Source organism: Streptomyces sp. NPDC005898 (genome assembly GCF_040629635.1).
Classification (GTDB): Bacteria; Actinomycetota; Actinomycetes; order Streptomycetales; family Streptomycetaceae; genus Streptomyces.
Map to the genome: position 1 here is coordinate 134,525 of NZ_JBEXWC010000012.1, position 25,471 is coordinate 159,995.

General features: G+C 73.4%; 23 protein-coding genes and 1 tRNA gene. 16 read left to right on the forward strand and 8 right to left on the reverse strand.

Features of this window, described 5'->3' with window-relative positions; translation table 11 throughout:
* Positions 1 to 22 precede the first annotated feature (22 nt).
* Both fes and fhuB read right to left on the reverse strand, forming a co-directional pair.
* On the reverse strand, positions 23 to 1,222 hold the full coding sequence (gene fes, locus ABZ385_RS18490) for an enterochelin esterase (RefSeq protein ID WP_358912205.1): 1,200 nt from the start codon (positions 1,220 to 1,222) through the stop codon (positions 23 to 25).
* Positions 1,223 to 1,362: 140 nt separating this feature from the next.
* On the reverse strand, positions 1,363 to 3,966 hold the full coding sequence (gene fhuB / locus ABZ385_RS18495; protein WP_358912207.1) for a Fe(3+)-hydroxamate ABC transporter permease FhuB: 2,604 nt from the start codon (positions 3,964 to 3,966) through the stop codon (positions 1,363 to 1,365).
* 102 nt (positions 3,967 to 4,068) lie between these two features.
* On the opposite strand from fhuB, the gene dhbA reads away from it, so the two are divergent.
* From dhbA to ABZ385_RS18520, 5 genes are all read left to right on the forward strand, one after another.
* A complete protein-coding gene (gene dhbA / locus ABZ385_RS18500) occupies positions 4,069 to 5,031 on the forward strand; it encodes a 2,3-dihydro-2,3-dihydroxybenzoate dehydrogenase (RefSeq protein WP_358912209.1) in 963 nt (320 codons plus the stop codon).
* A 157-nt stretch (positions 5,032 to 5,188) separates the two neighbouring features.
* Positions 5,189 to 6,400: an isochorismate synthase DhbC gene (dhbC, locus tag ABZ385_RS18505; RefSeq protein ID WP_358912210.1), complete on the forward strand. Its 1,212-nt coding sequence runs from the start codon at positions 5,189 to 5,191 to the stop codon at positions 6,398 to 6,400.
* On the forward strand, positions 6,397 to 8,148 hold the full coding sequence (locus ABZ385_RS18510) for a (2,3-dihydroxybenzoyl)adenylate synthase (protein WP_358584882.1): 1,752 nt from the start codon (positions 6,397 to 6,399) through the stop codon (positions 8,146 to 8,148). Before dhbC ends, ABZ385_RS18510 begins: the two co-directional genes overlap by 4 nt.
* An 83-nt stretch (positions 8,149 to 8,231) precedes the next feature.
* Positions 8,232 to 8,879: an isochorismatase family protein gene (locus ABZ385_RS18515; RefSeq protein WP_358584880.1), complete on the forward strand. Its 648-nt coding sequence runs from the start codon at positions 8,232 to 8,234 to the stop codon at positions 8,877 to 8,879.
* Between the two features lie 140 nt (positions 8,880 to 9,019).
* Positions 9,020 to 9,259 carry a phosphopantetheine-binding protein gene (locus ABZ385_RS18520; protein ID WP_358697118.1) on the forward strand — a complete coding sequence of 80 codons (240 nt, stop codon included), beginning with the start codon at positions 9,020 to 9,022 and terminating at the stop codon, positions 9,257 to 9,259.
* A gap of 34 nt (positions 9,260 to 9,293) precedes the next feature.
* Here ABZ385_RS18520 and ABZ385_RS18525 read toward each other — a convergent pair whose 3' ends face one another.
* Positions 9,294 to 10,097, reverse strand: a complete 804-nt coding sequence (locus tag ABZ385_RS18525; protein WP_358912212.1) for a maleylpyruvate isomerase family mycothiol-dependent enzyme — start codon at positions 10,095 to 10,097, stop codon at positions 9,294 to 9,296.
* Positions 10,081 to 10,629, reverse strand: coding sequence for a MarR family transcriptional regulator (locus tag ABZ385_RS18530; protein ID WP_358697116.1), 549 nt, complete (start codon positions 10,627 to 10,629; stop codon positions 10,081 to 10,083). The genes ABZ385_RS18525 and ABZ385_RS18530 overlap by 17 nt, the downstream gene beginning before the upstream one ends.
* A gap of 148 nt (positions 10,630 to 10,777) precedes the next feature.
* Here ABZ385_RS18530 and ABZ385_RS18535 point away from each other — a divergent pair, with 148 nt between their 5' ends.
* Positions 10,778 to 11,191: an organic hydroperoxide resistance protein gene (locus tag ABZ385_RS18535; RefSeq protein WP_358584872.1), complete on the forward strand. Its 414-nt coding sequence runs from the start codon at positions 10,778 to 10,780 to the stop codon at positions 11,189 to 11,191.
* A gap of 93 nt (positions 11,192 to 11,284) precedes the next feature.
* A tRNA-Arg gene (locus ABZ385_RS18540) sits at positions 11,285 to 11,360 on the forward strand.
* Positions 11,361 to 11,974: 614 nt separating this feature from the next.
* On the opposite strand, the gene ABZ385_RS18545 is transcribed toward ABZ385_RS18540, so the two are convergent.
* Entirely contained in the window at positions 11,975 to 12,463 is a 489-nt protein-coding gene (locus ABZ385_RS18545; RefSeq protein ID WP_358584870.1) for a hypothetical protein, read from the reverse strand.
* 102 nt (positions 12,464 to 12,565) lie between these two features.
* The gene (locus tag ABZ385_RS18550) at positions 12,566 to 13,768 is read right to left on the reverse strand and encodes a helix-turn-helix domain-containing protein (RefSeq protein WP_358697113.1); all 1,203 of its coding nucleotides are present in this window, start codon (positions 13,766 to 13,768) and stop codon (positions 12,566 to 12,568) included.
* A gap of 82 nt (positions 13,769 to 13,850) precedes the next feature.
* On the opposite strand from ABZ385_RS18550, the gene ABZ385_RS18555 reads away from it, so the two are divergent.
* Positions 13,851 to 14,531, forward strand: a complete 681-nt coding sequence (locus ABZ385_RS18555; RefSeq protein WP_358584866.1) for an HAD family hydrolase — start codon at positions 13,851 to 13,853, stop codon at positions 14,529 to 14,531.
* A gap of 54 nt (positions 14,532 to 14,585) precedes the next feature.
* Here ABZ385_RS18555 and ABZ385_RS18560 read toward each other — a convergent pair whose 3' ends face one another.
* Positions 14,586 to 15,434, reverse strand: coding sequence for a helix-turn-helix transcriptional regulator (locus ABZ385_RS18560; RefSeq protein ID WP_358912214.1), 849 nt, complete (start codon positions 15,432 to 15,434; stop codon positions 14,586 to 14,588).
* Positions 15,435 to 15,534: 100 nt separating this feature from the next.
* Here ABZ385_RS18560 and ABZ385_RS18565 point away from each other — a divergent pair, with 100 nt between their 5' ends.
* The 4 genes from ABZ385_RS18565 to ABZ385_RS18580 all read left to right on the forward strand — a co-directional run bounded on the left by ABZ385_RS18565 (position 15,535) and on the right by ABZ385_RS18580 (position 19,512).
* The gene (locus tag ABZ385_RS18565) at positions 15,535 to 16,299 is read left to right on the forward strand and encodes an SDR family NAD(P)-dependent oxidoreductase (protein WP_358584862.1); all 765 of its coding nucleotides are present in this window, start codon (positions 15,535 to 15,537) and stop codon (positions 16,297 to 16,299) included.
* 101 nt (positions 16,300 to 16,400) lie between these two features.
* Positions 16,401 to 17,084, forward strand: coding sequence for a HEAT repeat domain-containing protein (locus ABZ385_RS18570; RefSeq protein ID WP_358584860.1), 684 nt, complete (start codon positions 16,401 to 16,403; stop codon positions 17,082 to 17,084).
* Between the two features lie 536 nt (positions 17,085 to 17,620).
* Complete coding sequence (locus ABZ385_RS18575; RefSeq protein ID WP_358584858.1) at positions 17,621 to 18,964, forward strand: HEAT repeat domain-containing protein; 1,344 nt, start codon at positions 17,621 to 17,623, stop codon at positions 18,962 to 18,964.
* 332 nt (positions 18,965 to 19,296) lie between these two features.
* Positions 19,297 to 19,512, forward strand: coding sequence for a DUF4287 domain-containing protein (locus ABZ385_RS18580; protein WP_358584856.1), 216 nt, complete (start codon positions 19,297 to 19,299; stop codon positions 19,510 to 19,512).
* Between the two features lie 298 nt (positions 19,513 to 19,810).
* Here ABZ385_RS18580 and ABZ385_RS18585 read toward each other — a convergent pair whose 3' ends face one another.
* Entirely contained in the window at positions 19,811 to 20,191 is a 381-nt protein-coding gene (locus tag ABZ385_RS18585) for an ANTAR domain-containing protein (protein WP_358700708.1), read from the reverse strand.
* A 131-nt stretch (positions 20,192 to 20,322) separates the two neighbouring features.
* Between ABZ385_RS18585 and ABZ385_RS18590 the strand changes: the two genes are divergently transcribed.
* The 4 genes from ABZ385_RS18590 to ABZ385_RS18605 all read left to right on the forward strand — a co-directional run bounded on the left by ABZ385_RS18590 (position 20,323) and on the right by ABZ385_RS18605 (position 25,433).
* Positions 20,323 to 21,582, forward strand: coding sequence for an MFS transporter (locus tag ABZ385_RS18590; RefSeq protein ID WP_358912216.1), 1,260 nt, complete (start codon positions 20,323 to 20,325; stop codon positions 21,580 to 21,582).
* A gap of 113 nt (positions 21,583 to 21,695) precedes the next feature.
* Positions 21,696 to 22,376, forward strand: a complete 681-nt coding sequence (gene snpA, locus ABZ385_RS18595) for a snapalysin (RefSeq protein WP_358589569.1) — start codon at positions 21,696 to 21,698, stop codon at positions 22,374 to 22,376.
* 151 nt (positions 22,377 to 22,527) lie between these two features.
* Positions 22,528 to 24,471: a transglycosylase domain-containing protein gene (locus ABZ385_RS18600; protein WP_358589567.1), complete on the forward strand. Its 1,944-nt coding sequence runs from the start codon at positions 22,528 to 22,530 to the stop codon at positions 24,469 to 24,471.
* Positions 24,472 to 24,563: 92 nt separating this feature from the next.
* Entirely contained in the window at positions 24,564 to 25,433 is an 870-nt protein-coding gene (locus tag ABZ385_RS18605) for a MerR family transcriptional regulator (RefSeq protein WP_358589565.1), read from the forward strand.
* Positions 25,434 to 25,471: the final 38 nt, after the last annotated feature.

The following is a 25,471-nucleotide window of genomic DNA, read 5'->3' on the forward strand; positions in this document are numbered from 1 at the left end:
CGCTCCGGCTCCGCGGCGGGCGTCAGCCGGACAGCAGGGCGGTCAGCCCCGTCGCCAAGCCTCCGCGCCAGCACGCGTAGTCGTGGCCTCCGTTGAACTCCTCGTACGTCACCTCGTAGCCCCGCGCCCGCAGGACGTTGCGCAGGCGGCGGTTCTCCGGGAGGAGCATCCACTCCTGGGCGCCGACCTCCAGGTGGAGGCGGACCGGGCGGTGCGGGGCGCGGGCGTAGGCGCGGGTGAGCCATTCCGGGCCGTCGCCGTCGGGAGCGTTCTCGTCGGGCCACCAGAACGAGCCCGACTGGGAGAGCGCGGCGCCGAAGCGGTCCGGGCGCCGGTGCGCCGCGTACGCCGCCGTGAGGCCGCCCGCGCTCTGACCTGCGATGACCGTGCCCTCTGGGGGCGCCGTGGCCCCGTACGTGTCCGCCGCCCAGGGCAGCAGGACGTCCGCCAGCCAGTCCACGAAGGCGCCGCTGCAGCTCAGGTCCTCCATGCGGCGGCCCATCGTGTGGACGAGCAGCGCGGCCGTGGGGGGCAGGGCGCCGTCGGCGTGCAGGGCGTCGAACGTGTCGCCGATGCCGAGCACCGGGCCCCACATCTCGCCGTCCAGGAGTACGGCCACCGCCCGGACCGGCTCCCGCGGCAGGTGCACGGTGACCCGTCTGCCGTCCACCTCGGCCTCGGCGGACCGCCCGGCCGCCCTCGCCCGACGGCTCACGTACGGCTGGGGCGGCGCGTCGGGCAGGGACATCACGGAGGCGGGGTGCCGGCCGTCGCGGGCGGGCAGGCGCGGGGCGCCGTCGAGCGGGTCGGGGACGGCCTCGGCGAGGACCCGCAGCCACGCCTCGCGGTCGGTGCGCAGGGTCTCGCGCCGGGGGCCGTGACCGACGTAGAACTGGTAGGCCGCCCGGTGGTCGGACCGCAGCCGGTGGCTGAGCGCCCAGACGGCCGTGCCGGGCAGGCGCTCCATCAGGTGCGGGGTGAGGTCGCCCGCGTGCCGGTCCTTGTCCGTGACGGTGTGCAGCAGCGTGAGGACGTCCGTGGCGGGGCGCGCGGGATCGTCCCGCCACAGGAAGGTGACGAGGCGGTACGCCGGGTCGCCCGCGGGGTCGGCCTCGACCAGGGGCGTGCCGCCGGCCTCGATCCGGTTCCAGAAGTCCCGTTCGGCGCCCGGCACTTCGGCTCGTACGGCGTGCAGGAGTGTCCGCAGCAGCGGGCTTCGCACTGGGGTGGCCTCTCTCGGGTCGGGGGTGGCCGTGGGCGCGGCCGGGGATGTCGTACGCGGGTTCGGTGCTGCTGTCGTATGCGCGTCAGCGGGTGTCATACGCGCGTCCGTGGCTGCGTACGCGCGTCCGGTGCCGTCCGTCATACGCGCGTCGCCGCCGAGCGGCCCAGCAGGACCCAGAGGAGGAACGGGCCGCCGAGGACCGTCGTGACGACGCCGACCGGCAGTTCCGATCCGTCGAAGGCGATCCGCCCGAGCGTGTCCGCGACGACCACGAGCACCGCGCCGGTCAGCATCGAGCCGACCAGCGGCACCCGCAGCGGGCCCGCGAGGCGGGAGGCGATGACGGGTGAGGCGAGGGCGACGAAGCCGACGGGCCCGCAGACGCCGACCGCGAGGCCGGCGAGCGGGACGGCGAGGAGCAGGCAGATCAGGCGGGTGCGCCCGGCACGGGAGCCGAGCGAGGCGGCGGTGGCGTCGTCGAAGCGCAGGACGCCGAGGTGGCGGGCGACGGCGAGGGCGAGCGGGACGAGGACGGCGAGGCCGATGAGGACGGGCACGGCGACGGAGTAGCCACGGCCGTTGAGGCTGCCGGAGGTCCACACGTACAGCGAGCTGGCGGAGTTGAGGGAGCGCCGGGAGAGGACGACCTGGGTGGCGGCGGAGGCCAGCGCGGACATGGCGAGGCCGACGACGAGCACCCGGTAGCCGCGCTGGCCGAGCCCGCCGGAGACCAGCGTGACGACGACCACGGCGACGAGCGCGCCGATCGGGCCCGCCCACCAGGCGCCGAAGGACCCGGAGGCGCTGAAGGTGACGGAGACGAGGACGGCGGCGGTGGCGCCGTCGTTGACGCCGAGGAGTTCGGGGGTGGCGAGGCGGTTGCGGGCGAGGGTCTGCGTGAGGCACCCGGCGAGGCCGAGCGCGGCGCCCGCGGCGAGCCCGGCGACGATGCGGCCGAGCCGGAACTTCTGTACGAGCAGTACGTCGAAGTGGTCCCCCTGGCCGAGGACGGCCCGGAAGGTGCGGCCGACGCCCATCTCGCTCTGCCCGGCGTACGCGGAGAACACGACGGCGACCAGGAGGAGCGCGGCGAGCAGCAGCGCGGCGAGGGCGGCGCGGCGGGCGACGAGGAAGGAGAGGGGGCCGCGCCGCAGGACGTAGGTGCCGGCGGGGCGGGGGCGGGGGGTGCGCTGCTTCACCGGGCGGGTGTCGGGTTGCTCTGGGGGCCGTATGGTGCCGGTCCGTCCGGGGATTCGCAGGTCGCCGGGCTGTCCAGGGGTTCGCAGGGTGCCGCGCCGTTCGGGGAGGCGGAGGTCGCCCGGCCGATCGGGGCGCCGGAGGTCACCGGGCCGATCGGGGAGGCGGACGTCGCCGGTCCGTTCGGGAGTTCGTAGGGCGCCGGCCTGCCCGGGGAGGCGGAAGTCACCGGTCCGTCCGGCGAGGCGGAGGTCGCCGGCCCGCCCGGGGCGCCGCGGGACCCCGCCCCGTCCGAGGAACCGCAAAGCGCCAGTCAGGTGGCGCCGCCCGGAAGGGGCGCTCTCCTCCGTCGCGGGTTCCGTCATGCCCATCGTGGCGAACTGCCGGGAGCGGACGATGAGGATCAGTACGGGCGCGCCGATCAGCGCCACGATGACGGACACCGGCGCCTCGTACGGGCGGGAGACCACGCGGGCGGCGACGTCCGAGACGGTCAGGACGCAGGCGCCGATGAGGCCCGCGAGGAGCAGCCGGGCCGGCAGCCGGGTGCCCGCGAGGGCGCGGGCGAGGAAACCGGCGAGGAGGCCGAGGAACGAGATGGGTCCGGCGAGCGCGACGGCGGCGGCCGTGAGCAGGGTGACGCCGACGGCGACGACGGTACGGATCACGGGCGGCCGGTGGCCGAGACCGCGGGCGAGGTCGTCGCCGAGGGCGAGGGCGGACAGCGGGCGGGCGACCAGCAGGGCCACCAGGAAGCCGGCGGCGAGGACGGGCGCGAGCCGCCCCAGTTCGCCGTAGCCCTCGACGCCCGCGAGGGACCCGAGCACCCAGAAGCGGAACTTGTCGTACGTCTCCGCGGAGTTGACGACGATCACGCTGGTGAGACCGCCGAAGGTGGCGCCGAGCGCCGATCCGGCGAGCACGAGCCGCATGGGAGAGCCGCCGCCCTTGCGTCCGGCGATGAGCAGCACGAGGCCGCTGGCGACCACGGCACCGGCGAACGCGCAGCCGAGATAGGCGAAACCGGAATCGACTCCGAGCAGTGCGATGCCCGCGACGACGCCCAGTGAGGCACCGGCGTTGACGCCGAGCAGGCCGGTCTCGGCGAGCGGGTTGCGGGTGACCGCTTGGAGCAGGCACCCCGCGACGCCGAGCGCCCCGCCGACGAGCAGCGCGGTCAGGGTGCGGGGGATGCGCAGGTCGCCGACGACGAGGGCGAGGCGGGCGTCGTCGCGCGCACCCTCGCGGTTCAGGAGGTAGTCGAGGACTCCGCCCGGTCCGATCTCGCCGGCGCCGACGCAGAGCGAGAGGGCCACCAGGAGCAGCAGGGCGAGGGTGAATCCGGCGACTGCGAGGGCGACGGTGCGGGATCGGGGTGGCGTGGTGGGGGTGGCGGCGGGTGCGGGGCGCTCCGGTGACGACCCGTGGGCGTTCCTCCCGGTGTCCGCTTCGGGGTTGGCTTCCCGGTCCCTTTCGGCCAACTCGCCCGGCTTTTCGGGCTGTTGGGGTGCTCGGGGCGTGGTGCCCGCTGTCGGCGTGCGCATAAGGTGAGGCTAGCCTAACTATGTCGACAGGGTGGCGACCTCTGGGCAGTGGTTATACGTTAGGTTAGGCTTACCTAAAAAGTAGGGGGAGGTCGCTCACTCATGCCTGAGCACATACCGAACGGGGCGCCCGCCGAGGGCGAGTTCGCCGGGCGCACGGCTCTGGTGACCGGCGCGGGCCAGGGCATCGGCGCCGCCGTCGCCACCGCCCTCGCGGCCCGGGGCGCGCACGTCGTCGCCACCGACCGCTCGGCGCACGGCATCGACGAACTGGCCGCCGCCGCGCGGGGGACGAGCGTCTCCGCACGGGGAACGGTCGCCTCTGTACGGGGGGCGGCCACCTCCGCACGGGGTACGGCCACCTCCGCACCGGGGACGGTCGCGTCCGCACCGGAGACGGCCGGCGGCACGTGGGGGACTGCCGGCGGCACGCGGGGGACGGCCGGTGCCATCACGCCGCGCGTCATGGACGTCACCGACTCCGCCGCCGTCACCGCCCTCGTCGACGACGTCGTACGCGAGCACGGCGCCCTCGACCTCCTCGTGAACGTCGCGGGCATCCTGCGGACCGCGCCCGTCGCCGAACTGACCGACGCCGACTGGGCCGAGACCTTCGCCGTCAACACCACCGGCGTCTTCCACACCTCGCGTGCCGCCGCCGCCCACATGACGGCGCGCGGCTCCGGCTGCATCGTCACCGTCGCCTCCAACGCGGCCGGGATCCCCCGCACGGGCATGGCCGCGTACGCCGCGTCGAAGGCGGCGGCCACGATGTTCACCAAGTGCCTCGGGCTGGAGATCGCCCGCAGCGGGGTGCGGTGCAACGTCGTCGCGCCCGGGTCCACGGACACCGCCATGCAGCGGGCGCTGTGGCCCGAGGGGCACCAGGACGTGCCGCGCAGCGTCATCGACGGCGACCCCGCGACGTACCGCACCGGCATTCCCCTCGGCCGGATCGCCGCGCCCCAGGACGTCGCCGAGGCGGTGCTGTTCCTCGCCTCGGAGCGGGCCCGGCATGTGACCTTGCAGGAGTTGTACGTGGACGGGGGCGCGACGTTGCGGTGAGTCCCCCGGCGGGGCGGGGGCGGGGGACTTGACCGCCGCTGCGCGGCGGATGTCACCCTCCCACCCACCCGTTTGCCCCGCATCCCCCCGTACCGAACGAACCACCCCTCCCCGGACCCACCGCGGGGCGTACCCCGCCCCCAGAAACGGAGCCCCCGTGTCGACGGCACCCGAAGTCGCCACGCACGTCACGACGGCGGCCGAACAGGCCCACCCCGCCGTGGGTGCGGCCACCGCCCTCCTCGACGCCTACACCCCCGGCGAACGCTTCCTCGCGACACCCACCCGCACCCTCCTCTCCGAGGGCGGCGTCCACGCCCACGTGCCGCACGACGACAGACCCCTGCCGCACCGCGTGGCCGCCACCCTGGCCGGCGCCCGCCGCGCCGGGCTCGCCAGGCCGTACGTCGTCGGCGCCGTCCCCTTCGACCACACCGCGCCCGCCGCGCTCGCCGTCCCCGCGGCCGTGCGCACCGCGCCGCCGCTCACCGCGGACCCGCTCATCGCGCTGCCCGCCGAGACGCCGGACGCCACCGACTGGGACATCCGCCCGGTACCGGCCCCCGAGGAGTACGGCGCCGGCGTGGCCGCCGCCGTGGAGCGCATGTGGCGCGGCGACTTCAGCAAGGTCGTCCTCGCCCGCACCCTCGAACTGACCGCGCCCGCCCCGCTGAACATCCCCCTGATGCTCCAGCGCCTGGCCCGCCGCGACCCCTCCGGCTACACCTTCGCGCTGCCGACGGCCCCCGGCCGCACCCTGATCGGCGCCAGCCCCGAACTGCTCGTCTCGCGCCGCGGCCACCAGGTCGTCGCCAACCCCCTCGCCGGTTCGACGCCCCGCAGCGACGACCTCGCCGAGGACGTGCGCCGCGCCGCCGCGCTCCTGGAGTCCGCCAAGGACCTGCACGAGCACGCGGTCGTGGTCGACGCCGTGCACCAGGCGCTCGCCTCGTTCTGCACGGACCTGACCGTCCCGGCCCGCCCCACCCTGATCCGCACCGCCACCATGTGGCACCTGTCCACCACGGTCACCGGCACCCTCGCCGCCCCCGACGCCTCGGCCCTCGAACTGGCCTGCGCCCTGCACCCCACCCCCGCGGTCTGCGGCACCCCGACCGCCACCGCCCGCGAGGTGATCCGCGAGACCGAGCCGTTCGACCGCGGCTTCTTCACCGGCATGATCGGCTGGGGCGACGCGAACGGCGACGGCGAGTGGGTCGTCACGATCCGCTGCGCCGAGGCCGAGGAGCGCTCCCTGCGGCTGTACGCGGGCGCGGGCGTCGTCGCCGCGTCGGACCCCGCGGCGGAGACCGCGGAGACGGGCGCGAAGTTCCGCACGTTCCTGAACGCGGTGGGAGCCGAGCTGTGAGCACCCCCGAGGCGCCGACGTGGCCCGAGGAGTTCGCCGCCCGCTACCGCGAGGCCGGCTGGTGGCGCGGCGAGACCTTCGGCCGGATGCTGCGCGAGCGCGCGGCCGAGCACCCCGACCGGATCGCGATCGTCGACCCCGCGGGGGACCCCGCCGGGGACCCGGCCGGGTCCCGCCGCTGGACGTACGGCGAACTGGACCGCCGGGCCGACCGCCTCGCGGCCGGCCTGCTCGCCCGCGGCATCACCAAGGGCGACAAGGTGGTCGTCCAACTCCCCAACATCGCCGAGTTCTTCGAGACCGTCTTCGCCCTGTTCCGCATCGGCGCCCTGCCGGTCTTCGCGCTGCCCGCGCACCGCGAGACGGAGATCCGCTACTTCTGCGAGTTCACCGAGGCCGCCGCGTACGTCATCGCCGCCGAGGACGGCGGCTTCGACTACCGCGACCTGGCGGCGCAGGTCCTGGCCGCCGTCCCCACCCTGCGCCACGTCTTCGTGGCCGCCGGCGACCCGGGCGCCTTCGAGGCCCTGTCCGACGTACCCGTCGACCCGAACACCGACCCGATCACCGATCCGGTCACCGGCCCGGTCAGCGACCCGATGAGCGACCCGATCACCGTCCCTGACCCGCCCGGCCCCTCCGACCTGGCCTTCCTCCAGCTCTCCGGCGGTTCCACGGGCGTCCCGAAGCTGATCCCGCGCACGCACGACGACTACATCTACTCGCTGCGCGGCTCGAACGAACTCTGCGGCGTCGACGCGTCGTCCGTGTACCTGGTCGCCCTCCCCGCGGCGCACAACTTCCCGCTCTCCTCGCCCGGTTCGCTCGGCGCGCTGTACGCGGGCGCCCGCGTCGTGCTCTGCCCGCGGCCCGCCCCCGAGGTCGCCTTCCCGCTCATCGAGTCCGAGGGCGTCACCATCACGGGCCTGGTCCCGCCGCTCGCCCTGGTCTGGACGGAGGCGGCGCCTTCATCGACGTACGACCTGTCCAGCCTGGAGGTGCTGCTGGTGGGCGGCGCCAAGTTCAGCGAGGAGGCGGCGCGGCGCGTGCGGCCCGCGCTGGGCTGCACGCTCCAGCAGGTCTTCGGCATGGCGGAGGGCCTGGTCAACTACACGCGTCTGGACGACCCGGACGAGACGATCGTGACCACGCAGGGCCGGCCGATCTCCCCCGACGACGAGATCCGGATCGTCGACGACGAGGACAACGACCTGCCCGTCGGCGCGAGGGGCCACCTCCTGACCCGCGGCCCGTACACGATCCGCGGCTACTGGAAGGCGCCCGAGCACAACGCCCGCTCCTTCACCCCGGACGGCTTCTACCGCACCGGCGACATCGTCCGCCTCACCGGGACGGGCCACCTGGTCGTCGAGGGGCGGGCGAAGGACCAGATCAACCGCGGCGGCGAGAAGATAGCGGCCGAGGAGGTCGAGAACCACCTCCTCGCCCACCCGTCCGTGCACGACGCCAACGTCGTCGCCGAACCGGACCCCTACCTCGGCGAACGCACCTGCGCGTACGTCATCCTGCGCGCCGGCGCGGAGCCGCTGAAGCCGGTGGCGGTCAAGAAGTTCGTACGCGGACGGGGCCTCGCGGCGTACAAGGTGCCGGACCGCGTCGAGTTCGTGGAGGCGTTCCCGCAGACGGGCGTCGGCAAGATCTCGAAGAAGGACCTGCGGGCGGCGGCGTCCGCCACGCGGACACCCGTCCCACAGCCCGGGGACGCGTCCCAGCCCACGCAAACCTGAACCGGCGCGCCTGGGCCCGCGAGCCTGCATGCACGTCTGAACGCGCACCCTCAACGCACACCTGAACGGAACACGTCACCACCATGGCCCTGCCCGCCATCGCCCCGTACCCGATGCCGTCCGCCGACGAGCTGCCCGCCAACCGGGTCGACTGGAACGTCGACCCGGCCCGCGCCGTGCTCCTCGTGCACGACCTGCAGAACTACTTCCTGTCGGCGTACGACCGCGACGCCTCCCCCGTGCCGGAACTGCTCGCGCACGTGGCCGAGTTGAAGCGGACGGCGGACCGGCTCGGCGTGCCGGTCCTGCACACCGCGCAGCCGGGCGGCCAGACACCCGAACAGCGGGGCCTCCAGCAGGACTTCTGGGGTCCGGGCCTGCCGGACGACGAGCAGGCGGCGGCGCTCGCCCCGGAGATCGGCCCGGCGCCCGCCGAGACGGTCCTCACCAAGTGGAAGTACAGCGGTTTCGTCCGCACCGACCTGCTGGAGCGGCTGCGCGAACAGGGCCGCGACCAGCTGGTCATCACCGGCGTCTACGCCCACATCGGCGTCCTGATGACGGCGTGCGACGCGTGGATGCAGGACATCCAGGCGTTCGTGGTGGCCGACGCGGTGGCCGACTTCTCGGCGGACGACCACGCGATGGCGCTGCGCTGGGCGGCGGGCAGGTGCGCGGTGGTCACGACGACGGCGAGGGTCTTCGACGACGCCGGCCACGACGCGATCTGAAGACTCAGGCCCCTGAGGCCCCTGAGGCTCTGAGGGCCCTGAGGCCCCTGAGGCTCTGAGGGCCCTGAGGGCCTGACAGGCCTGGTGGCCCTACCTGTCCCTGACTGACCCTGACTGCCCTGACGGCAAGGAGCGACACCGTGACCACGACCCCTCTGACCCTCGACCAGCTGCGCGCGGACGTGGCCGACGTCCTCGGCGAGGACCCGGCGGACATCCCCGTGGACGAGAACCTCGTCGACTACGGCCTCGACTCCGTACGGCTGATGAGCCTGCTGGGCCGCTGGCGCCGCGACCACGGCGTGACGGCGTCGTTCGCGGACCTGGCGGAGCAGCCGGCGCTGGAGAAGTGGGTGCCGCTGCTGACGCGGGAGGCGTAGGTCCCGCCCGGCGCGCGCAGAAGGCGGAGTCCGTTCAGAAGGCGGAGTTGTCGAACCACCGGTCGAGCAGCTCCGGGTCGCCGGCGGTCCGGAAGGCCTCCGCGTCGCGCCCGAGCCGCCCATAGAGCAGCAGGAGCAGATCGGCGGCGGCCCCGCGCACGGAGGCGTCGGCGTCCTGCCCGGTGGCGCGGATGAGCCCGAACCCGTCGCTCCGCAGCTGTACGAGCCACTCCTGACCGGTGTCGTCGGCGCGGAACCGGAGGACTTGGTCCCGGCCGCGCAGTCGGGCGACGCCGGGGGCGAAGGGCGTGGCGTAGGGCAGATTGACGAGGAACTCGTCCACGCCGTCGGCCGCGAGCACCGGGTCGATCACGGTCGGCAGCCCCAGGGCGGCCTCGGCGTCGGTGCGGTGCACCAGGGTCTCGTACAGCATGCGCCGGACCCAGAAGCGGGCGTGCGGGTCGGCGCCCCAGGTCCACATGGGCCCGTCGGTGTCGACCTCGGCGAAGGCGCGGGCGGCCAGCTCGGCGCCGGCGACGAGCCAGGCACCGTACGCGTCCTCGCGCTCGGGCAGATCGAGTTGGACCTCCCGAGTGCGGGGCGCTTCCTGGACCCCGGCGCGCAGCAGGGCGGCGAACCACCGCTGCACGCCCCCGGTGTGCCGGACGAGATCGAGGAGCGTCCAGCCCGGACAGCCGGGCACGGGAGCGGAGAGATCACCCCGTTCGAGGAGGGCGGCGAACCGCCGGGTCTCACGGGCGACGGCGTCGGCGTGCACGTCCGCGCCAAGCCCACTTCGAGGAACGCCGCCGCCACCAAGGTCACCGGACACAGTCACGCGCACCCCCTCCCCCTTCGGCTTCCATACCGGCTTCCGTACCGACTTCCGTGCCGGCCGTGTCGAGGGCGTGGGTGAGCGCGTTGAGCCGGGAGCGCAGGTCGCGTACCTCGTCCAGGGAGAGCCCGGTGGACGAGGCGATGGTGCGCGGCACGGCGAGGGCCTTCTCCCGCAGCGCGACGCCCTGCCCCGTGGGCCGCACCGAGACGGACCGCTCGTCCTCGACGCTGCGCTGCCGCTCCACGTACCCGGCGGCCTCCAGCCGCTTGAGCAGCGGGGACAGCGTCCCGGAGTCCAGCCGCAGCCGCTCCCCGATCTTCTTGACGGGCAGCTCGCCGTGCTCCCAGAGGACGAGCATGACGAGGTACTGGGGGTAGGTGAGCCCGAGGTCCTTCAGGGCGGTCCGATAGACGCCGTTGAATGCGCGGGCGGCGGCGTGCAGCGAGAAGCAGACCTGCTGGTCGAGCCGTAGAAAGTCCTCGTCCCGGTCCGCGCCACCGCGCGGCGCGCGGGACTCCTTGACGTTGTCCATCCCCCCACCCTACCGCCACCCACCTACACACAACCAAGTCACGCACAATTAGGTTGCACACAACTAAATAGCGTGCTCTACTAAACACCTCGGTTCCCACGGGTGACCGGGAACGGAACCGCGAAAACCAGCAGGAAGAAGGAGAATCATGGACGCGCTGTACACCGCTGTGGCCACCGCCAACGGCCGCGAGGGCCGCGCCGTCAGCTCCGACGGCCAGATCGACCTCCCGCTCGGCTTCCCCACCGCCCTCGGCGGCAACGGCAAGGGCACCAACCCCGAGCAGCTCTTCGCGGCGGGCTACGCGGCCTGCTTCGCCAGCGCCATGGGCAACATCGCGCGCCAGGAGAAGATAGACGTCTCGGACGTCTCGGTGACGGCGGAGGTCAGCATCGGCAAGGACACGGACGGCGGCTTCGGCCTCTCCGTGATCATGCGCGCGGAACTCCCCGACCACCTCCAGGGCCCCGCCGGCGAGGAGCTCCTCAAGAAGACCCACGCCTTCTGCCCCTACTCCAAGGCCACGCGCGGCAACATCCCCGTGGAACTTGTCATCGAGTAACCACCCCCGCCCTTCACCTCGGCACCCCCGAACGACCACCCGCTACACTGACGGCGGTGACGCGCTCCCCAGGGACCCGCGCCACCATGCCTCGCCTTCGTAGCTCAGGGGATAGAGCACCGCTCTCCTAAAGCGGGTGTCGCAGGTTCGAATCCTGCCGGGGGCACCAGGTCAGCAGGGCTGAGGCCCAGGTCACGGAGCAAGTCTCCGGTCCTGGGCCTTTGTTGTGCGCACTCTGGCTACACCCTCAGACGGCCTCGCTATACCTCGCTATACCTCACTACCGAAGGTCACCGTCCAAATATCGTCCAAGCGGTCGTCGCGTTTCCGCAGGTGGCGGCCGGAAAACGCGCTTCTGAAGCCTCAGCGGGCGGGCCCCGCCCAGGGGTCGACGATGGGCGGGTCACGGCGGGCGTCTGCCGGGGCGTGCGCCGCACGAAGGTGGGCAGCCGAGGGCATTTCATGTGCCACCAGACGACCGCCCCACCTGCCGAAAGGGACTCCTTCGGCATGGACGTGCCCGGGCACTCCTTGGTGATCGGCGCGTCGCAACGCCAGCAGAACCGTGTGGCCTCGGTCATCGGCAGTCCTCTTCGCTGGGCTCGTAGCGCTTCAACAACGACGGCACGCCGCGCAGGGCGCGACACAAGCGGGCCCGCTCCTCGCACTTCCCGGGGCCGCAACCGGGGCAGTCGGCCTGGTGGGCACGAATACGCCCCTCCAGCAGGTACGCGGCCGCTTCCGGACCGTAGATCCAGGTGACCCGACCACTCGGTGGCGCGCTCACAGATCGGCCTCCTGGGTGATGCTGAGTCCGAAGCCGATGAGGGCCTCGACGGTGGCGGGCTCACACAGGTCACCTTCGAACCGCGGTGGCACCACCCAATGAGTGCCCGGCGGCTTCGTGCGGCCCATCCTCGGGACGCCGAGATAGTTGCCCACTCCCAGGCGCGGGGCGACGTCCTGGTACTTCCAGACATGCCCGGTCCGATGGGTCCGCATCAGGATGTCGAAGGTGCCGACCATCGCCCGGCCGTCGAAGAAGGCGGGGCCGTTGAGGAACCGGGTGAGCCGCTCGGTGATCTCCGGCGGGTCGTACGTGCCCACCGCCGCGAGGACGAGCCGCGCGGGCAGGCGCGCGGCCTCGAACCGCCGACCGAGCGGGAGCAGGGCCACGCCGGTGTCCGCCCATTCACGCCGGGCCTGCTCGGGTGCCTGTTGAGCACAGGCGAGCCATGTCGCGATCTGGTCCACGTCTTGTCGCGCGATCATCGGAGCCCTCACAGTCTGGTGGCTTGCCTCACACCGGTGACCGTAGGGGCCTCTGCCGGGCTCACCCGAGCTGATAGTTCGGGTGGACCACAAGCTCGTCAGCTACATGAGTCCGATACGCACTGCCAGCTGCTCCGCCTGCCGGGCGTGCATCGCCCGTGCCCGTCGGATCACTGTCAGCACCAGCTGCCGAGCGAGCGGCGTCCGAGCGAGATCCTCAGGGGCAATGGCCTCCAGCCCGAGGAGGGCCAGCAGCGCGGCCGCATCGTCCCGACGCTGGCTGTGGCAGGCCGCCACCTCCAGGCCGAAGGTGAACTCCCGTTCCAGCGAAGGTAGTCCGCTGACGTCGATGGCATCCGCCGTGTGAAGCGCCTCGCCGGTCTCGCCCGCTTCCATCTCGATGGACAGAGCGTGCAGTGCGATGTTCGTCGGCCCGAACACCGTCCACCCGATGTTGCTGTCGTCGGGCACCGCGCGTGCCGCGGGCCCTGCGTGCTGGACGAGTCGCTCGCGCGCTTCCCACCAGCGACGCCGACGAGAGGCGCCGACGACAGCCACGAGCTGGAGAGCGCCTCGCATCGCTGTTCGCTCGACCTCTCGCATCCGCGCGTCGACTACGTCTTCTGCCGCCCGCAGCGCGAGTTCCTCAGCCTCTGCCGGTTGGCCAGCAGCGAGCAGGACGTGTCCGAGGTTCCACTGGGCGGCTGCGATGCGCAGTGGGTCATCGGCGTCCTCGGCAGCTCGCATCGCCCGATCTGCCGCGATGGTTGCAAGGTCGACGCGGCCGGTACGGCGCAGGTAGGAGCGGAGCAGGCAGTACAGGTCTGCGGCTGCCCGAAGAGTGCTGCGCCCCTCGACCGGATCGGGTCCGGTTCGAGCGGCACGCGCGGCGTGCTCCACATCGGCGACCAGTTCCGGCAGCGTCTCGGCCGCTTGGGTGAATCGGTCCCCTGCGGTTTGCCAGGAATGCCAGGCGGCCTCGACCCGGCCCCTCAGCTCGGCCGCTGTGGCGGGCGTACGGCTGAGGGCTGGACCGTAGCCGAGGAGCGCACGGCCGACCGCGTCCTCCGCCGTGTCCGTCAGCTCTTCCTCTTCCGGCGGCTGCTCCGACAACAGGGCAGCGGTGGGAACCCCCAACTCCTGAGCCAGCGCGTACAAGATGGGCACCGACGGAACCTTCAGACCGCGCTCGATCTGGGACAGGTAATCGGGAGAAATGCCCACTAGCCCGGCTACCGCGTCTTGCCGTCTCCCTCCGCGGTAATGCCTGATCCGGTCCCCGATGGGAAGGTCTGACGCCACCATGCGCCCGCTCCTTGCTCGCTCTGCCTGAGCGTAGGGTGCCCGCTACGCGGGGACACAGGAATGCAGCGAGAGAGGGGGCGCCGTGACGGAGCTGGTGCTGTGGGACATCGACCATACGCTGATGGCCACGGGCGGCCTGGGGCGTGAACTGTGGGCCCAGGCCTTCGAGGAGGTGACCGGGGTCGAGCTGAGAGAACAGGCGTCCGTCACCGGGTCGACGGAGCGCGTCATCCTGCGGGAGACCGCGCGCCTGCACGACCTCCCCTACAGCGATGAGCTGTTCGAGTCCTTCGCCAGTGCTCTCGGCGGCGTACATGTCCGGCGGGCCGCCGAGTTGCGCGAGCGCGGGCACGCGTTGCCCGGGGCCGCCGCTGTCCTCGCTCGCCTCGCGAAGCAGGGCATGCGGCAGACCGTGGTGACGGGCAATGTGCGCGGGGCCGCCGAGGTGAAGCTCGCGGTCTTCGGCCTTGATGACTACATGCGACTCGACGAGGGGGCTTACGGCGAGGATGGGGAGGAGCGCCCCGAGCTGCTGCGTGCGGCGCTGGCACGATCCTCGATTCGGGCCGAGGCCGCGGTGTTTCTCGGTGATACCCCTGCGGACGTCGCGGCGGGGCTGGAGGCGGGTGTGCGGCTGGTCGCCGTAGCCACGGGGAAGACTTCAGCGGCCGAGCTGCGCGGCGCTGGCGCTGATGCAGTACTGGAAGATCTAGCGGACACAGATCATGTGATCACGGTCATCCGGTCCATGGCTCGTACCTGACGAAAGGGCTCCCTTCCGCCAAAAAGGAGGGAAGACCCGGGGCGGCCGTCAGGCCTACTGCTCCGCCCCCGTGAACCGGTCCAGGCCCAGGACCGCCAGCAGTTGCAGCTTTTCGTGGGCCTCTGTGCGGGGTGGGGCCGTGAGGACCAGGAGGGTCTGGGACTGGTCCTCGGTGAACAGGGCCTGGCAGTCCAGTTCGATGGGGCCCAGTTCCGGGTGGATCAGTGTCTTGTGGTCCTCGAAGCGCTGGGCGACCTCGTGCCGGTCCCACAGCTCCGCGAACTCCGCGCTCAGCTTCCGCAGGCTCCGCGCGAGGTCGCCGGCCCGGGAGCGCGGGCCGCGCAGCCCGTACGCGGCGCGCAGGCTCGCGACCAGCGCCCGGCTCTGCCGGTCCCGGTCGGCCTCGGGGTAGCGCGACCGCTCCCCGGGGTCGGTGAACCAGCGGTGGATCATGCTGCGGTCGGCTCCCGTGTAGCCCGACGCGTCGCCCAGCAGCGCAGCGGCCATCCTGTTCTGTACGAGCGTCTCGCCCAGCTCGGACAGGATGAGCGCCGGGGTGTCGTCGAGGCGGTCGAGGACCCGCAGCAGCGCCGGCGCGACATGCGGCGCGGACGACGCCGTCGTCGGCGCGTTGTGCCCCGCGACCCGGTACAGGTACCGGCACTCGTCGCCGGTCAGCCGCAGCGCCCGGGCCAGCGACCCCAGCATCTGCTCGCTCGGCTGCGGGCCGCGCCGCTGTTCGAGGCGGGTGTAGTAGTCGGTCGACATCAGGGCGAGGGACGCGACCTCCTCCCGTCGCAGGCCCCGGGTCCGCCGGCGCGCACCGGCGGGGAGCCCGACGTCCTGCGGCTGGAGCTCCTCGCGGCGGCGGCGCAGGAAGTCGGCCAGGGCTGCACGGTCCATGGCCCGAGTATCGCCCGCCGGCCCGGGGCGAGCCAGGGATCGCCGGTCCCCCGATGAGTGGTCCCTGCCCCCGCCGCGGCCGGCTGGCCACAGTGGACCCATGAACATCTCCGGAAACACCGTCTTCATCCCCGGCTCCACCAGCGGCATCGGCCTCGCCCTCGCCCTGGAGCTGAAGGCCAGGGGCAACACCGTGATCGTCGGCGGCCGGCGCGCCGAGGCCCTGGAGCGGATCGCCGCCGAGCACCCCGGCGTCGACACCGTGCGGATCGACACCACGGACCCCGCGAGCATCGCGTCGGCCGCCCGGCAGGTCCTCGCCGACCACCCCGACCTCAACGTCCTCATCACCATGGCCGGCGTGATGCGGGTCGAGGACTGGCACGAGCCCGCGTCCTTCCTCGCCTCCGCCGAGTCCACCGTCACGACGAACGTCCTCGGGCCGATCCGCCTCATCGCCGCGTTCATCGAGCACCTCCGTACGCGGCCGGACGCCACGATCATGACCGTCTCCTCGGGCCTCGCCTTCGCGCCGCTGAAGGCGACGCCCAGCTACAACGCCTCCAAGGCCGCGATCCACATGCTCAGCGAGTCGATCCGGCTCCAGCTCGCCGACACCTCGGTGAAGGTCGTGGAACTCGAACCGCCGGCCGTCCGCACCGCCCTCATGCCGGGCCACGAGGACAACGAGTCGGCCATGCCGCTCGACGAGTACATCGCCGAGACGGTCGCCCTCTTGGAGTCCCGGCCCGACGCGAAGGAGATCCAGGTCGAGCGCGTGAAGTTCCTGCGCTACGGCGAGGCCCGCGGCGACTACGACGAAGTCGTCGCCGCGCTGAACAGCACCGACCCGCACGGGAAGTGACGGGTCCGGACCGGCGGCCATGTGAGGGCCGGGCGGAGGGGTAGGGCGGCTTGACCCTGACACCGTGACAACCTCTTGGCTGGGGCGCGGAGGTGGTCCTCATGATCACGAATGACACGGCTGTCCTGGGCCGGGCGCTGGAGGACGACCGCTCGTCCGTGCGGCTGCGGGCCGCGCTGGCGATCGGGACGACGCCCGATGCCCGGTTCGTCGACCGGCTCGTCGAGCGGTGTGCCGTCGAACCCGACTTCTCCGTCCGCGAGATGCTCACGTGGGCGCTCACCCGGCATCCGGCGGCCGTGACCGTCCCGGCGTTGATCGGTGAGGTCGGCTCGGAGTGCGCGCAGGCGCGTGCGCAGGCGCTGCACACGCTGTCCAAGATCGGGGACGGGCGCGCGTGGCCGGCCATCACGCGGGCGGTTCTGTGCGACGCCGACGACGAGGTGGCGCGGACCGCCTGGCGGGCGGCCGTCGCACTGGCCCCGGAGGGGGAAGCGGCCGAGCTGGCCGCCGTACTGGTGACACAGCTGGGGCGCGGCGGAGGTGAGACCCGGCGCAGTCTCAGCCGGGCGCTCGTGGCGCTCGGCGAGGTGGTCTCGACGCCCCTGCGGGTCGCGGCAAAGGGCGCCGACCCGCACGTACGGGCCCACGCGCTCGCCACGGAACAGTTGCTGCGGGACCCGGAGATGGGATTCGAGTACGCCGTGGAGGAGGCCAAGCGCGTTGTGGCCCTCGGCGGGGAGGAACGGGTCGCCGCCGATGGCCGGCTCGGTGGGGGTGGCTGACTCGGCGGGCAACTCCGTGCGGGCGGCATTCGGCCGCGGGCCGGCTCGGCGGGGGTGAGGTGGCCCGCTGGGGGTGCCCGACTTGGCCCGGGAGTTCGGCCCGGCCGGGGGGGCGGCCGTTCGGCGAGAACAGCTGACCTGGTGGGGGCGGCTGACCTGGTGGGGGCGGCTGACCCGGTAGGGGCGGCTGCTCCGGTAGGGGCGGCTGCTCCGGTGGGGTGGCCAGCTCTAGGGGTGGTGGCCGACTCACGGGGGGCCGACTCGCCGGGGGGGGCTGGCTCGCAGGGGGGGGCTGGCTCGGCGCGGTGCCGGACTTGGCGGGGGGGGATCGGTCCGGCGGGTGTGGCTGACGAGGCGGGGTCCTTGCCCCGTTGGGTGGCCTGGGGTGGCGGTCAGGACGGAAGGGGGAGGCGGGTCGGGAGAGGGGGCTGGCGGGGGCGGCCGGTTGTGGGTAACGGGGGATACCGTCGGAGGGGGCCGGAGGGGTGTGCGGGGTGCGGGGAGAGAGGGCGTGGGGTGCGGTGTTGATCGGTGAGGTGGCTCGGCGGTCCGGCGTCAGCGCCCGCATGCTCCGGCATTACGAGTCGCTCGGACTCGTGCGGCCCACGGGGCGTACCGTCGGCGGCTACCGGGAGTACTCCGGGGAGGACATCCGGCGGATCTTCCACATCGAGAGCCTGCGGTCGTTGGGGCTCTCGCTGCGGGAGATCGGGCGGGCCCTCGACGACCCCGGCTTCACGCCCTCGGCGCTCGTCGACGACCTCGTCCAACAGACGCGGGAGCGCATCGCGCGGGAGACGGAGCTGCTCACCCGGCTCAGCCGGGTCGGTGCCGCCGGGCCCCACGACTGGGAGGACGTGCTCCACGTCGTCGCGCTGCTCCAGGCGTTGGGGTCCAAGAGCGCGGGGAGGCGCCAGCGTGCGGCCCTGTCCTCGGGGCAGCCGGCCGCGGGCCAGGAGGCCCCCGTGGAAGCGCTGGTGGAGGCCGCGCTGCGGGAGGCGGACCCGGTGGTCGCCGGAACCCTGCGGTGGGCCTTGGCGCGTGCGGGCGGCAGCGGGTGGGAGTTGCTGGCGGAGGGGCTCGGCTCGGCGGACGCCGACGTGCGCAAGCGGGCCGTCCAGAGCCTCGCCGAGATCCCGGACGCCGGGGCGACCAGGCTGCTGGGGGACGCCCTCGCTCACACCGACGTCGTGGTCCGCAGGTACGCGGCCCTGGCCCTCGGCGCACGGCAAGCGGCCGCCCCGCCCCCGCCGCCCACCGGGCCCCACCCCGGAACGGCTACGGACCCTCGCGCCGACCCGCCACCCCCTACGCCCACCACCCCTGCCCCGAACGCCGACCCCCGTACACACACGCTCACCGACACCGACCCGCGCACCACCCCGCCCACTGCCCCCGACCCGTACTCCGACCCCCGTACAGACACACTCACCGACACCGACACCGGCCCACGCACCACCCCGCCCCCCGCCACGCCCACCACCCCTGACCCGTACGCCGACTCACGCCCCCGCCCCGACCCACGCACCGCCCCTCCCCTCGACCCGCATCCCGACCCGCTCCCCGACCCGCTCGTCGTTCCCCTCGTCGGCACTCTGCTCGACATGGTCGTGGCGGAGGTGAACGACGTGGACGCGGCCGACGTGTTGGGCGTGCTCGCGGGGCGGGGGGCCGAGTGGGCGGAGCGGATCGCCGTCCTGTTCGTCGATCGCCTCGACCGCGCCGCCGACTCCCCCGGCGCGCGGCGGCGTCTGACGCAGGCGCTCGCGGACATCCCCGGACCCACCGCGTCACGCACCCTCGCCCAGCTGGCGCACGACGAGGACCGCGCGGTTTCCCTCACCGCGACCTACCTCCTCGGCAGGCGCGACCCGGGGTGACCACCCACCCCCTGCCGGGGTGGGGACCGCGAGGCGGTACGGCCGGTCGGAGCCGGGCGAGGTCGCCGCGCGGCCGGATTCGCCTGCGTTCCGCTCCCTTCGGGCTCGCGCCCCACAGCCCTGAGGGGCGGCCGACCAAGGCAGGTGCGCTTCGCGCTCTCGGCCTACGGCCACATCCGGATGCCGGTCACCCCACGGGGCAACCGCCCAGGATCCCTTACGGAAGCGATTCCGTGACGCAGATCACGCCAATGTGCTGCCCGCAGGCGATGAGTAACGGTCCTGTCCGGCGTCTTACCCATGACCGCACCCACCGCCGGAAAGGAACCGCCGTGAGCGACGCCGCAGTGAAGGGCCCCGCCAGCTACTTCCCCTCGATCGAGAAGAAGTACGGGCGGCCCGTCGAGGAGTGGAAGCAGCTGGTGCGGGACTCGCCGCTGACCCGGCACATGGAGCTGGTGGCCTGGCTCAAGACCGAGCACGGCATCGGCCACGGCCACGCCAACGCCCTCGTCGCCCACACCCTCGCCGAGGCACGGGAGGCGTGAGGGGGGCATCGGCCGGTACGGGCGGTTTGGCGGTGCGGGTACGGGTACCCGCACCGCCACGCGCAGGGGGCGCCCGGGAGTGTCCTGCGCCAGGCTCTCCTCGTTGGAAAAGCAGCGTGGAGAGCTGCCTCTCCTGCCGTCGGCCGCACCGCGACCGCCGGTTGCGCTGATGCCGTCGGCCCCCAAAGCGCCGCCGGCCCCACAAGTCCACAACCGCCGCCCCGCACACAAGCGCCGCCCCACACACAAGTGCCGCTCCAAGCACAAGCGCCGCCGCGCGGACGCCCCGCCGCCCCGTCTACGCCGTAGGCCCCGCGCACTCCGACGTCGACCGGGCGCGGGCCAAACTCTCGTCCAGCGCCTTGCGGACCTCTTCGGGCAGGTCACCGGCGCAGCCCCAGGCCACGATCAGGTCCGCCACCCGGCTCAGTTTGATGTTGGTGTGCTGCGAGGTCTCCCGCAGCACCGTCCACCCCTGGTCCGGGGTCAGCCGGCCCATCGCGACGACGATGCCGATCGCCTGGTCGATCGTGGCGTGGGACTCCACCGCCTGCTCCAGCTGGCTGACCTTGCGTTGCAGCGCGATGACCTTCTCGCCCTGCGCCGCCGCGTCCCGCGCCACCGCGTCCTGCGGCTCGACCGGTGGTCGTCGCTCCGGATCTCTGTCTGATGACGTCACATCGCCTCCGGGGGTAGCAGCCAGCGCCAGAATGCCACGGCGTATTCATCGGAGCCTATGCTTCCCGCCGGGCGGGCGTCCCGGCCGCCCCACCACCGGGACCACCGGGACCACGGAGAGCGGGGGACGGCATGAGCGCCACGGGCACCACGGCGGGACCGACTCCGCCCACGGCCCCCCGTTCGCCCCTGCGCGTGCCCGCGTTCCGCCGCTTCCTGCTCGCCCAGCTCGTCTCCGCCACGGGTTCAGCGATGGCGCCGCTCGCCCTCGCGTACGCGGTGATCGGCGCGGGCGGCGGGGCCGGGGCGCTCGGTGTCGTGCTCGCCGCGAACACCGTGCCCACCGTGGTCTTCCTGCTCGCCGGCGGTGTCCTCGCCGACCGGGTCTCGCGCAGCCGGCTGCTGTGCGGCGGCAACCTCCTCGCGGCGGCCGCACAGGGCGTACTGGCCCTGCTGGTGGCCACCGGGCACGCGGACACGGCCCGGATCGCGGCCTGCGGCTTCGTCTCCGGTGTCGCGGTGGCCCTGACCGCGCCCGCCGCGCAGGGCGTCCTCACGCGGCTCGTCGCACCCGGGCAGCTCCAGCGGGCCAACGCCCTGCTGCGGCTGCCCACCAACGCCGTCAAGGTGGTGGGGCCCGTCGCCGGCGGTCTGCTCGTCGCCGTCGGCGGCCCGGCATGGGCGCTCGGTCTCGACGCGCTCACCTTCGTCGCCGCCGCCCTGCTGCTGCTCGGGCTGCGGCTCGGCGCCCCCGCCGTCCGCGGCGGCGCCCTCGCGGATCTGCGGGCGGGCTGGACGGGGTTCTGGTCGCGGACGTGGCTGTGGACGTACACGGCCGCCGGGACCGTCCTGGTCGCCGCCTTCCTCGCGGGCTACCAGCTGCTGGGCCCGGTGGTCGCCGAGGAGCACTACGCGGGCGCCCGCACCTGGGGGCTGGTCCAGGGCGCGTTCTCCTTCGGGCTGCTCGCGGGCGCGCTCGTGTGCCTGCGGTGGAAGCCGCGCCGGCTGCTCGTCGTGGCGGTGACGGCCAGTTCGGGGCTCGCGCTGCCCCTCGTGGCCCTGGCGGCCGGCCTGGCGCCGCCCTGGCTGCTGCTGTGCGCCGCGCTCGCGGGCGTGTGTCTGGACGTCGCGGGCGTCACCTGGGTCACGGCCTTCCAACAGCAGGTGCCCGATGACGAGTTGGGGCGGATGAGCGCCTTCAACCAGGTCGGCGAGCGGCTCGCCGTCCCCGTCGGCTACCTTGTCGTCGCGTTGTTCTCGCACGCGTTCAGCGACCGGTCCGTGCTCGTGGTGTGCGCGGCGATCATCGTGGCGGCCACCGCCCTCAACCTGTGCGTACGCGACATCCACCGCGTCCGGCGACTCAACGGGCCCCTCACAGAAGGCAGTTGATGCTTCCGCACTATCCCCGAATGACATCGGGGCAGTGCGTCCCGCGCTCCCGATACTCGTCCCGACCGGAGGCCGCACCCGCAGGCCTCCATCCCGGAAGGGACACACCCCACATGAACAGAACCAGAGTCCTCGCGGCCCTCGGCACCGCGGCCCTCGTCGCCGGCCTGACCGCCCCCACGGCGTTCGCGGCCCCGGCCCCGGCCGCCGACCAGCCCCCCTCCGCGCTCCGGACCTCCTCGTACACCCCCTCCTCGCACGGCGGCGAGAGCCAGGCCGCCAACCGGCAGTTCTTCGAAGCCGTCATGAAGTCGGCGCTGAAGAAGCAGGCGGCGAAGCCCGGCATCCAGGCCGTCACCGTCACCTACAGCACGCGCCGGGCGCCCAGCTTCCGCGGCCAGATAGCGCAGAGCACCCAGATCTGGAACTCCTCCGTGAACAACGTGAAGCTCCAGGAAGCCGGCAGCGGCACGGACTTCGAGTACCGCGAGGGCAACGACCCGCGGGGCTCCTACGCCTCCACCGACGGGCGGGGGCACGGCTACATCTTCCTGGACTACCGGCAGAACCAGCAGTACAACTCCGTGCGCGTGACCGCGCACGAGACGGGTCACGTCCTCGGGCTGCCCGACCACTACTCGGGCCCGTGCAGCGAGCTGATGTCGGGCGGCGGCCCCGGAACGTCCTGCACCAACCCGCGGCCCAACGCCCAGGAACGCCAGCGGGTCGACAGCATCTGGGCGCTGGGCGTCGCCGCCCTGAAGGACGAGGGTGAGCTGACGAAGATCCGCTGAACCACCGGCCCGCCGGCCCACAGAGCCGTTGATCCGCCGAGCCGCCGCCCCGCCGGGAATCGGCTGATTCGCGACCCCGGCGGGCCCGTCGATCCGTGAGAAGTGCGGATTCCGGGCCAACCCGGCCGCGCGTGGCGCACTCTCCCTCGACATGGGGTCTCATGCTCAAGGGAAGAAGACGCGCCGCCGCGGCCGGGACACCCCCGGCCCCCGCGCCGACGCCGGTCCGGCCCGTCGGCGCCTGGTGGACTATCCGCGCTCCGGCCGCGCGGGCGCCCGCCGCTGGCTGCCCTCCTGGCGTCAACTGCTGGGCACGAGCGCCCTGTTCGTGCTCGCCGTCGCCGTGCTCTTCGCGTGCGTGTACGTCAGCGTGGACATCCCCGACGAGAACGCGGCGGCCCGCCGCGAGGCCAACGTCTACTACTGGGCCGACGGCACCCAGCTGGCGACCACCGGCGAGATCAACCGGCAGCTGGTGGAGCTGGACCAGATCGCCCCCTCGGCCGTGCACGCCGTGATCGCCGCCGAGAACGAGACGTTCTACGAGGACTCCGGGGTCTCCCCCAGTGGCCTGGCCCGGGCCGTCGTCAGCGTGGTCGGCGGTGGCGAGACCCAGGGCGGCTCCACCATCACCCAGCAGTACGTGAAGAACACCTACCTTTCGCAGGACCAGACGGTCACGCGCAAGGTCAAGGAGTTCGTGATCGCGCTGAAGGTGGACCGCAAGAAGAGCAAGGCCGAGATCCTCAAGGGGTACCTCAACACCAGCTGGTTCGGGCGCGGCGCCTACGGCATCGAGGCCGCCGCCCACGCCTACTACGGCATCCCGGCCAAGCAGCTGAACCCCAGCCAGGGGGCCCTGCTCGCCGCGCTGCTGAAGGGCGCCGAGCTGTACGACCCGGCGGGCGGCGCGGCCAACCACCGGCGGGCCAAGGAGCGCTGGGCGTGGATCCTGGACCGGCAGGTCGACACCGGGCTGCTCACGAAGAAGGAACGGGCGAAGTACCGCGTCTTCCCCGAGCCGCGCAAGCAGTCGCGCTCCACCGGCCTCGGCGGCCAGAACGGCTACCTCGTCGACATCGCCAACAAATACGTCCGGCAGCGCACCGGACTCACCGACGAGGAGCTGGCCCGCGGCGGCCACCGCATCCACACCACCTTCGACAAGGACAAGGTGCGCCGCCTGGAACGCGCCGTGCGCCGGGTCGTGGAGCGCGACCTGGCGCCGAAGACCCGCGCCGCCGACCGGTACGTGCAGGTCGGCGCCGCGTCCGTGCGGCCGTCCGACGGGGCGGTGGTGGCGCTGTACGGCGGCCCCGACGCCACCGAACACTTCAGCAACAACGCGGACACCTCAGGCGTCCCGGCCGGTTCGGCGTTCAAGCCGTTCGTGCTGGCCGCCGCGCTCCAGCACGGGGTGGGCGGGTCCGGGCAGTCCGCCGGTGACCTGGCCGACAGCCGGTACGGCCCCGACGGCGCCCTGCGTCCCTCCCGGGGCCGGCGCGACCCCGACCACCCCACCCTCGGCAGGGCCCTGCTCTTCGGCGGCAACGCGACCTACGTACGCCTCGGCGAGGACGTCGGCCTGGCGCAGGTGCGGCGGACGGCGCTCGACGCGGGGCTGCTGCGGCAGAGCATGGCCCCGCTGGAGCCGGCCTTCGCCGTCGGCACGTCCACGCCCAGCGCCATCCGGATGGCCACCGCGTACGGCACCTTCGCCAACGGCGGGCTGCGGCACGCCCCGTACTCGGTGACCAAGGTCGTCAAGGACGGCGCGGCGCTGCCCGGTCTGGAGCGGCCGGGGCCGGGCCGCGCGATGGACGCGGGGGTGGCCGCGCAGGTCACCGGCGCCCTGCGCGCGGGTGCCGAGGGGCTCGGGCCGGGGGTCGCGGCGGGCCGTACGGGCGACCAGGACCGGCTGCGGACGGCGTGGTTCGCCGGCTACACGAAGGACCTCTCGACCGCGGTGGCCGTGTTCCGCGTCCGCCCCGGGGAGCCGGCGCTGCTGCCGATGTCGGGCGTGGGCGGGGCCAAGGAGCGGCGCGGCAACCAGCTGCCGCCCCGGATCTGGCAGGCGTACGCGGGCGGCGGCTGACCGTCCGGGCGCCCGCCGTTGACCTTGCCCCAGGGGAAGACTCCAGAGTCTGCGGCATCGGGCCGACCGGCCCGGTGACGGAGGATGGCACCGTGACCGCGCACCCAGAGGACGAACTGCTCTCCATCGGCGTGTTCGCCGCCCGCGCCCGGCTCTCGCCCAAGGCGCTGCGGCTGTACGACCGGCTCGGACTGCTGGCACCGGCACACGTCGACGACGCCAGCGGCTACCGCTACTACCGGGCCGGCCAGATCGAGCACGCCCGCACCGTCGCGCTGCTGCGCCGGCTCGACATGCCGCTGGCCGGCATCGCGGAGACGGTGCGGCTGGACGGGGAGCGGGCGGCGCACGCGCTCGACGCCTACTGGGACGCGGTCGAGGAACGCTTCGCCGTGCAGCGCACGCTCGCCCGGTACCTCCGTGGACGACTTTCGGGAAGGAACGCCGAGTTGTACGCGACATTCGAAGTGAGGACCGTGGACGTGCCCGAGACCCACGTCCTGAGCGAGACCCGGCATGTGAGCGCCGGGGAACTGCCCGCCTGGATCGCCGCGTCCGCGGAGCGGCTGGAGCGGGCGGCCAGGGAGGAGTGCGGCGGCATGCCCGCCCCGCACTACGTCGTCTACCACGCGGAGGTGAGCGAGGAGAGCGACGGGCCCGCCGAGTCCTGCGTGCCGGTCCGGGACGCCGAGGCGGCCCGGGCCTGGGCGGCGGCACAGGGGCGCGCGGCCGGCGTCACCGTGCGGGTCGAGCCCGCGCACCGGCTCGCCCGCACCAGGATCACCAAGGCGCAGGTCGCCTATCCGCAGATCATCGCCGCCTTCGACGCGGTGGAGGCCTGGGCCGCCGAGCAGGGCCTGACCCTGAGCGGGCCGTGCCGCGAGGTGTACTTCGCCGACTGGGACGCCAGCGGTCCCGAGGACGAGGTGTGCGACGTGGCGTTCCCGGTCTCCGCCGGGTAGGCGGCGCCCGGCCCGGAGCCGGGGAGGCGGCCTTCGGT

Bases quoted from the DNA above. Each gene is read 5' to 3' on its own strand.
- ABZ385_RS18590 (WP_358912216.1), top strand. From the start codon at position 20,323: ATGAGCGCCACGGGCACCACGGCGGGACCGACTCCGCCCACGGCCCCC.
- ABZ385_RS18560 (WP_358912214.1), bottom strand. From the start codon at position 15,434: ATGGACCGTGCAGCCCTGGCCGACTTCCTGCGCCGCCGCCGCGAGGAG.
- ABZ385_RS18530 (WP_358697116.1), bottom strand. From the start codon at position 10,629: ATGGACAACGTCAAGGAGTCCCGCGCGCCGCGCGGTGGCGCGGACCGG.
- ABZ385_RS18545 (WP_358584870.1), bottom strand. From the start codon at position 12,463: ATGATCGCGCGACAAGACGTGGACCAGATCGCGACATGGCTCGCCTGT.
- ABZ385_RS18600 (WP_358589567.1), top strand. From the start codon at position 22,528: ATGGGGTCTCATGCTCAAGGGAAGAAGACGCGCCGCCGCGGCCGGGAC.
- fhuB (WP_358912207.1), bottom strand. From the start codon at position 3,966: ATGCGCACGCCGACAGCGGGCACCACGCCCCGAGCACCCCAACAGCCC.
- ABZ385_RS18550 (WP_358697113.1), bottom strand. From the start codon at position 13,768: ATGGTGGCGTCAGACCTTCCCATCGGGGACCGGATCAGGCATTACCGC.
- ABZ385_RS18535 (WP_358584872.1), top strand. From the start codon at position 10,778: ATGGACGCGCTGTACACCGCTGTGGCCACCGCCAACGGCCGCGAGGGC.
- ABZ385_RS18570 (WP_358584860.1), top strand. From the start codon at position 16,401: ATGATCACGAATGACACGGCTGTCCTGGGCCGGGCGCTGGAGGACGAC.
- ABZ385_RS18565 (WP_358584862.1), top strand. From the start codon at position 15,535: ATGAACATCTCCGGAAACACCGTCTTCATCCCCGGCTCCACCAGCGGC.
- snpA (WP_358589569.1), top strand. From the start codon at position 21,696: ATGAACAGAACCAGAGTCCTCGCGGCCCTCGGCACCGCGGCCCTCGTC.
- dhbA (WP_358912209.1), top strand. From the start codon at position 4,069: ATGCCTGAGCACATACCGAACGGGGCGCCCGCCGAGGGCGAGTTCGCC.
- ABZ385_RS18515 (WP_358584880.1), top strand. From the start codon at position 8,232: ATGGCCCTGCCCGCCATCGCCCCGTACCCGATGCCGTCCGCCGACGAG.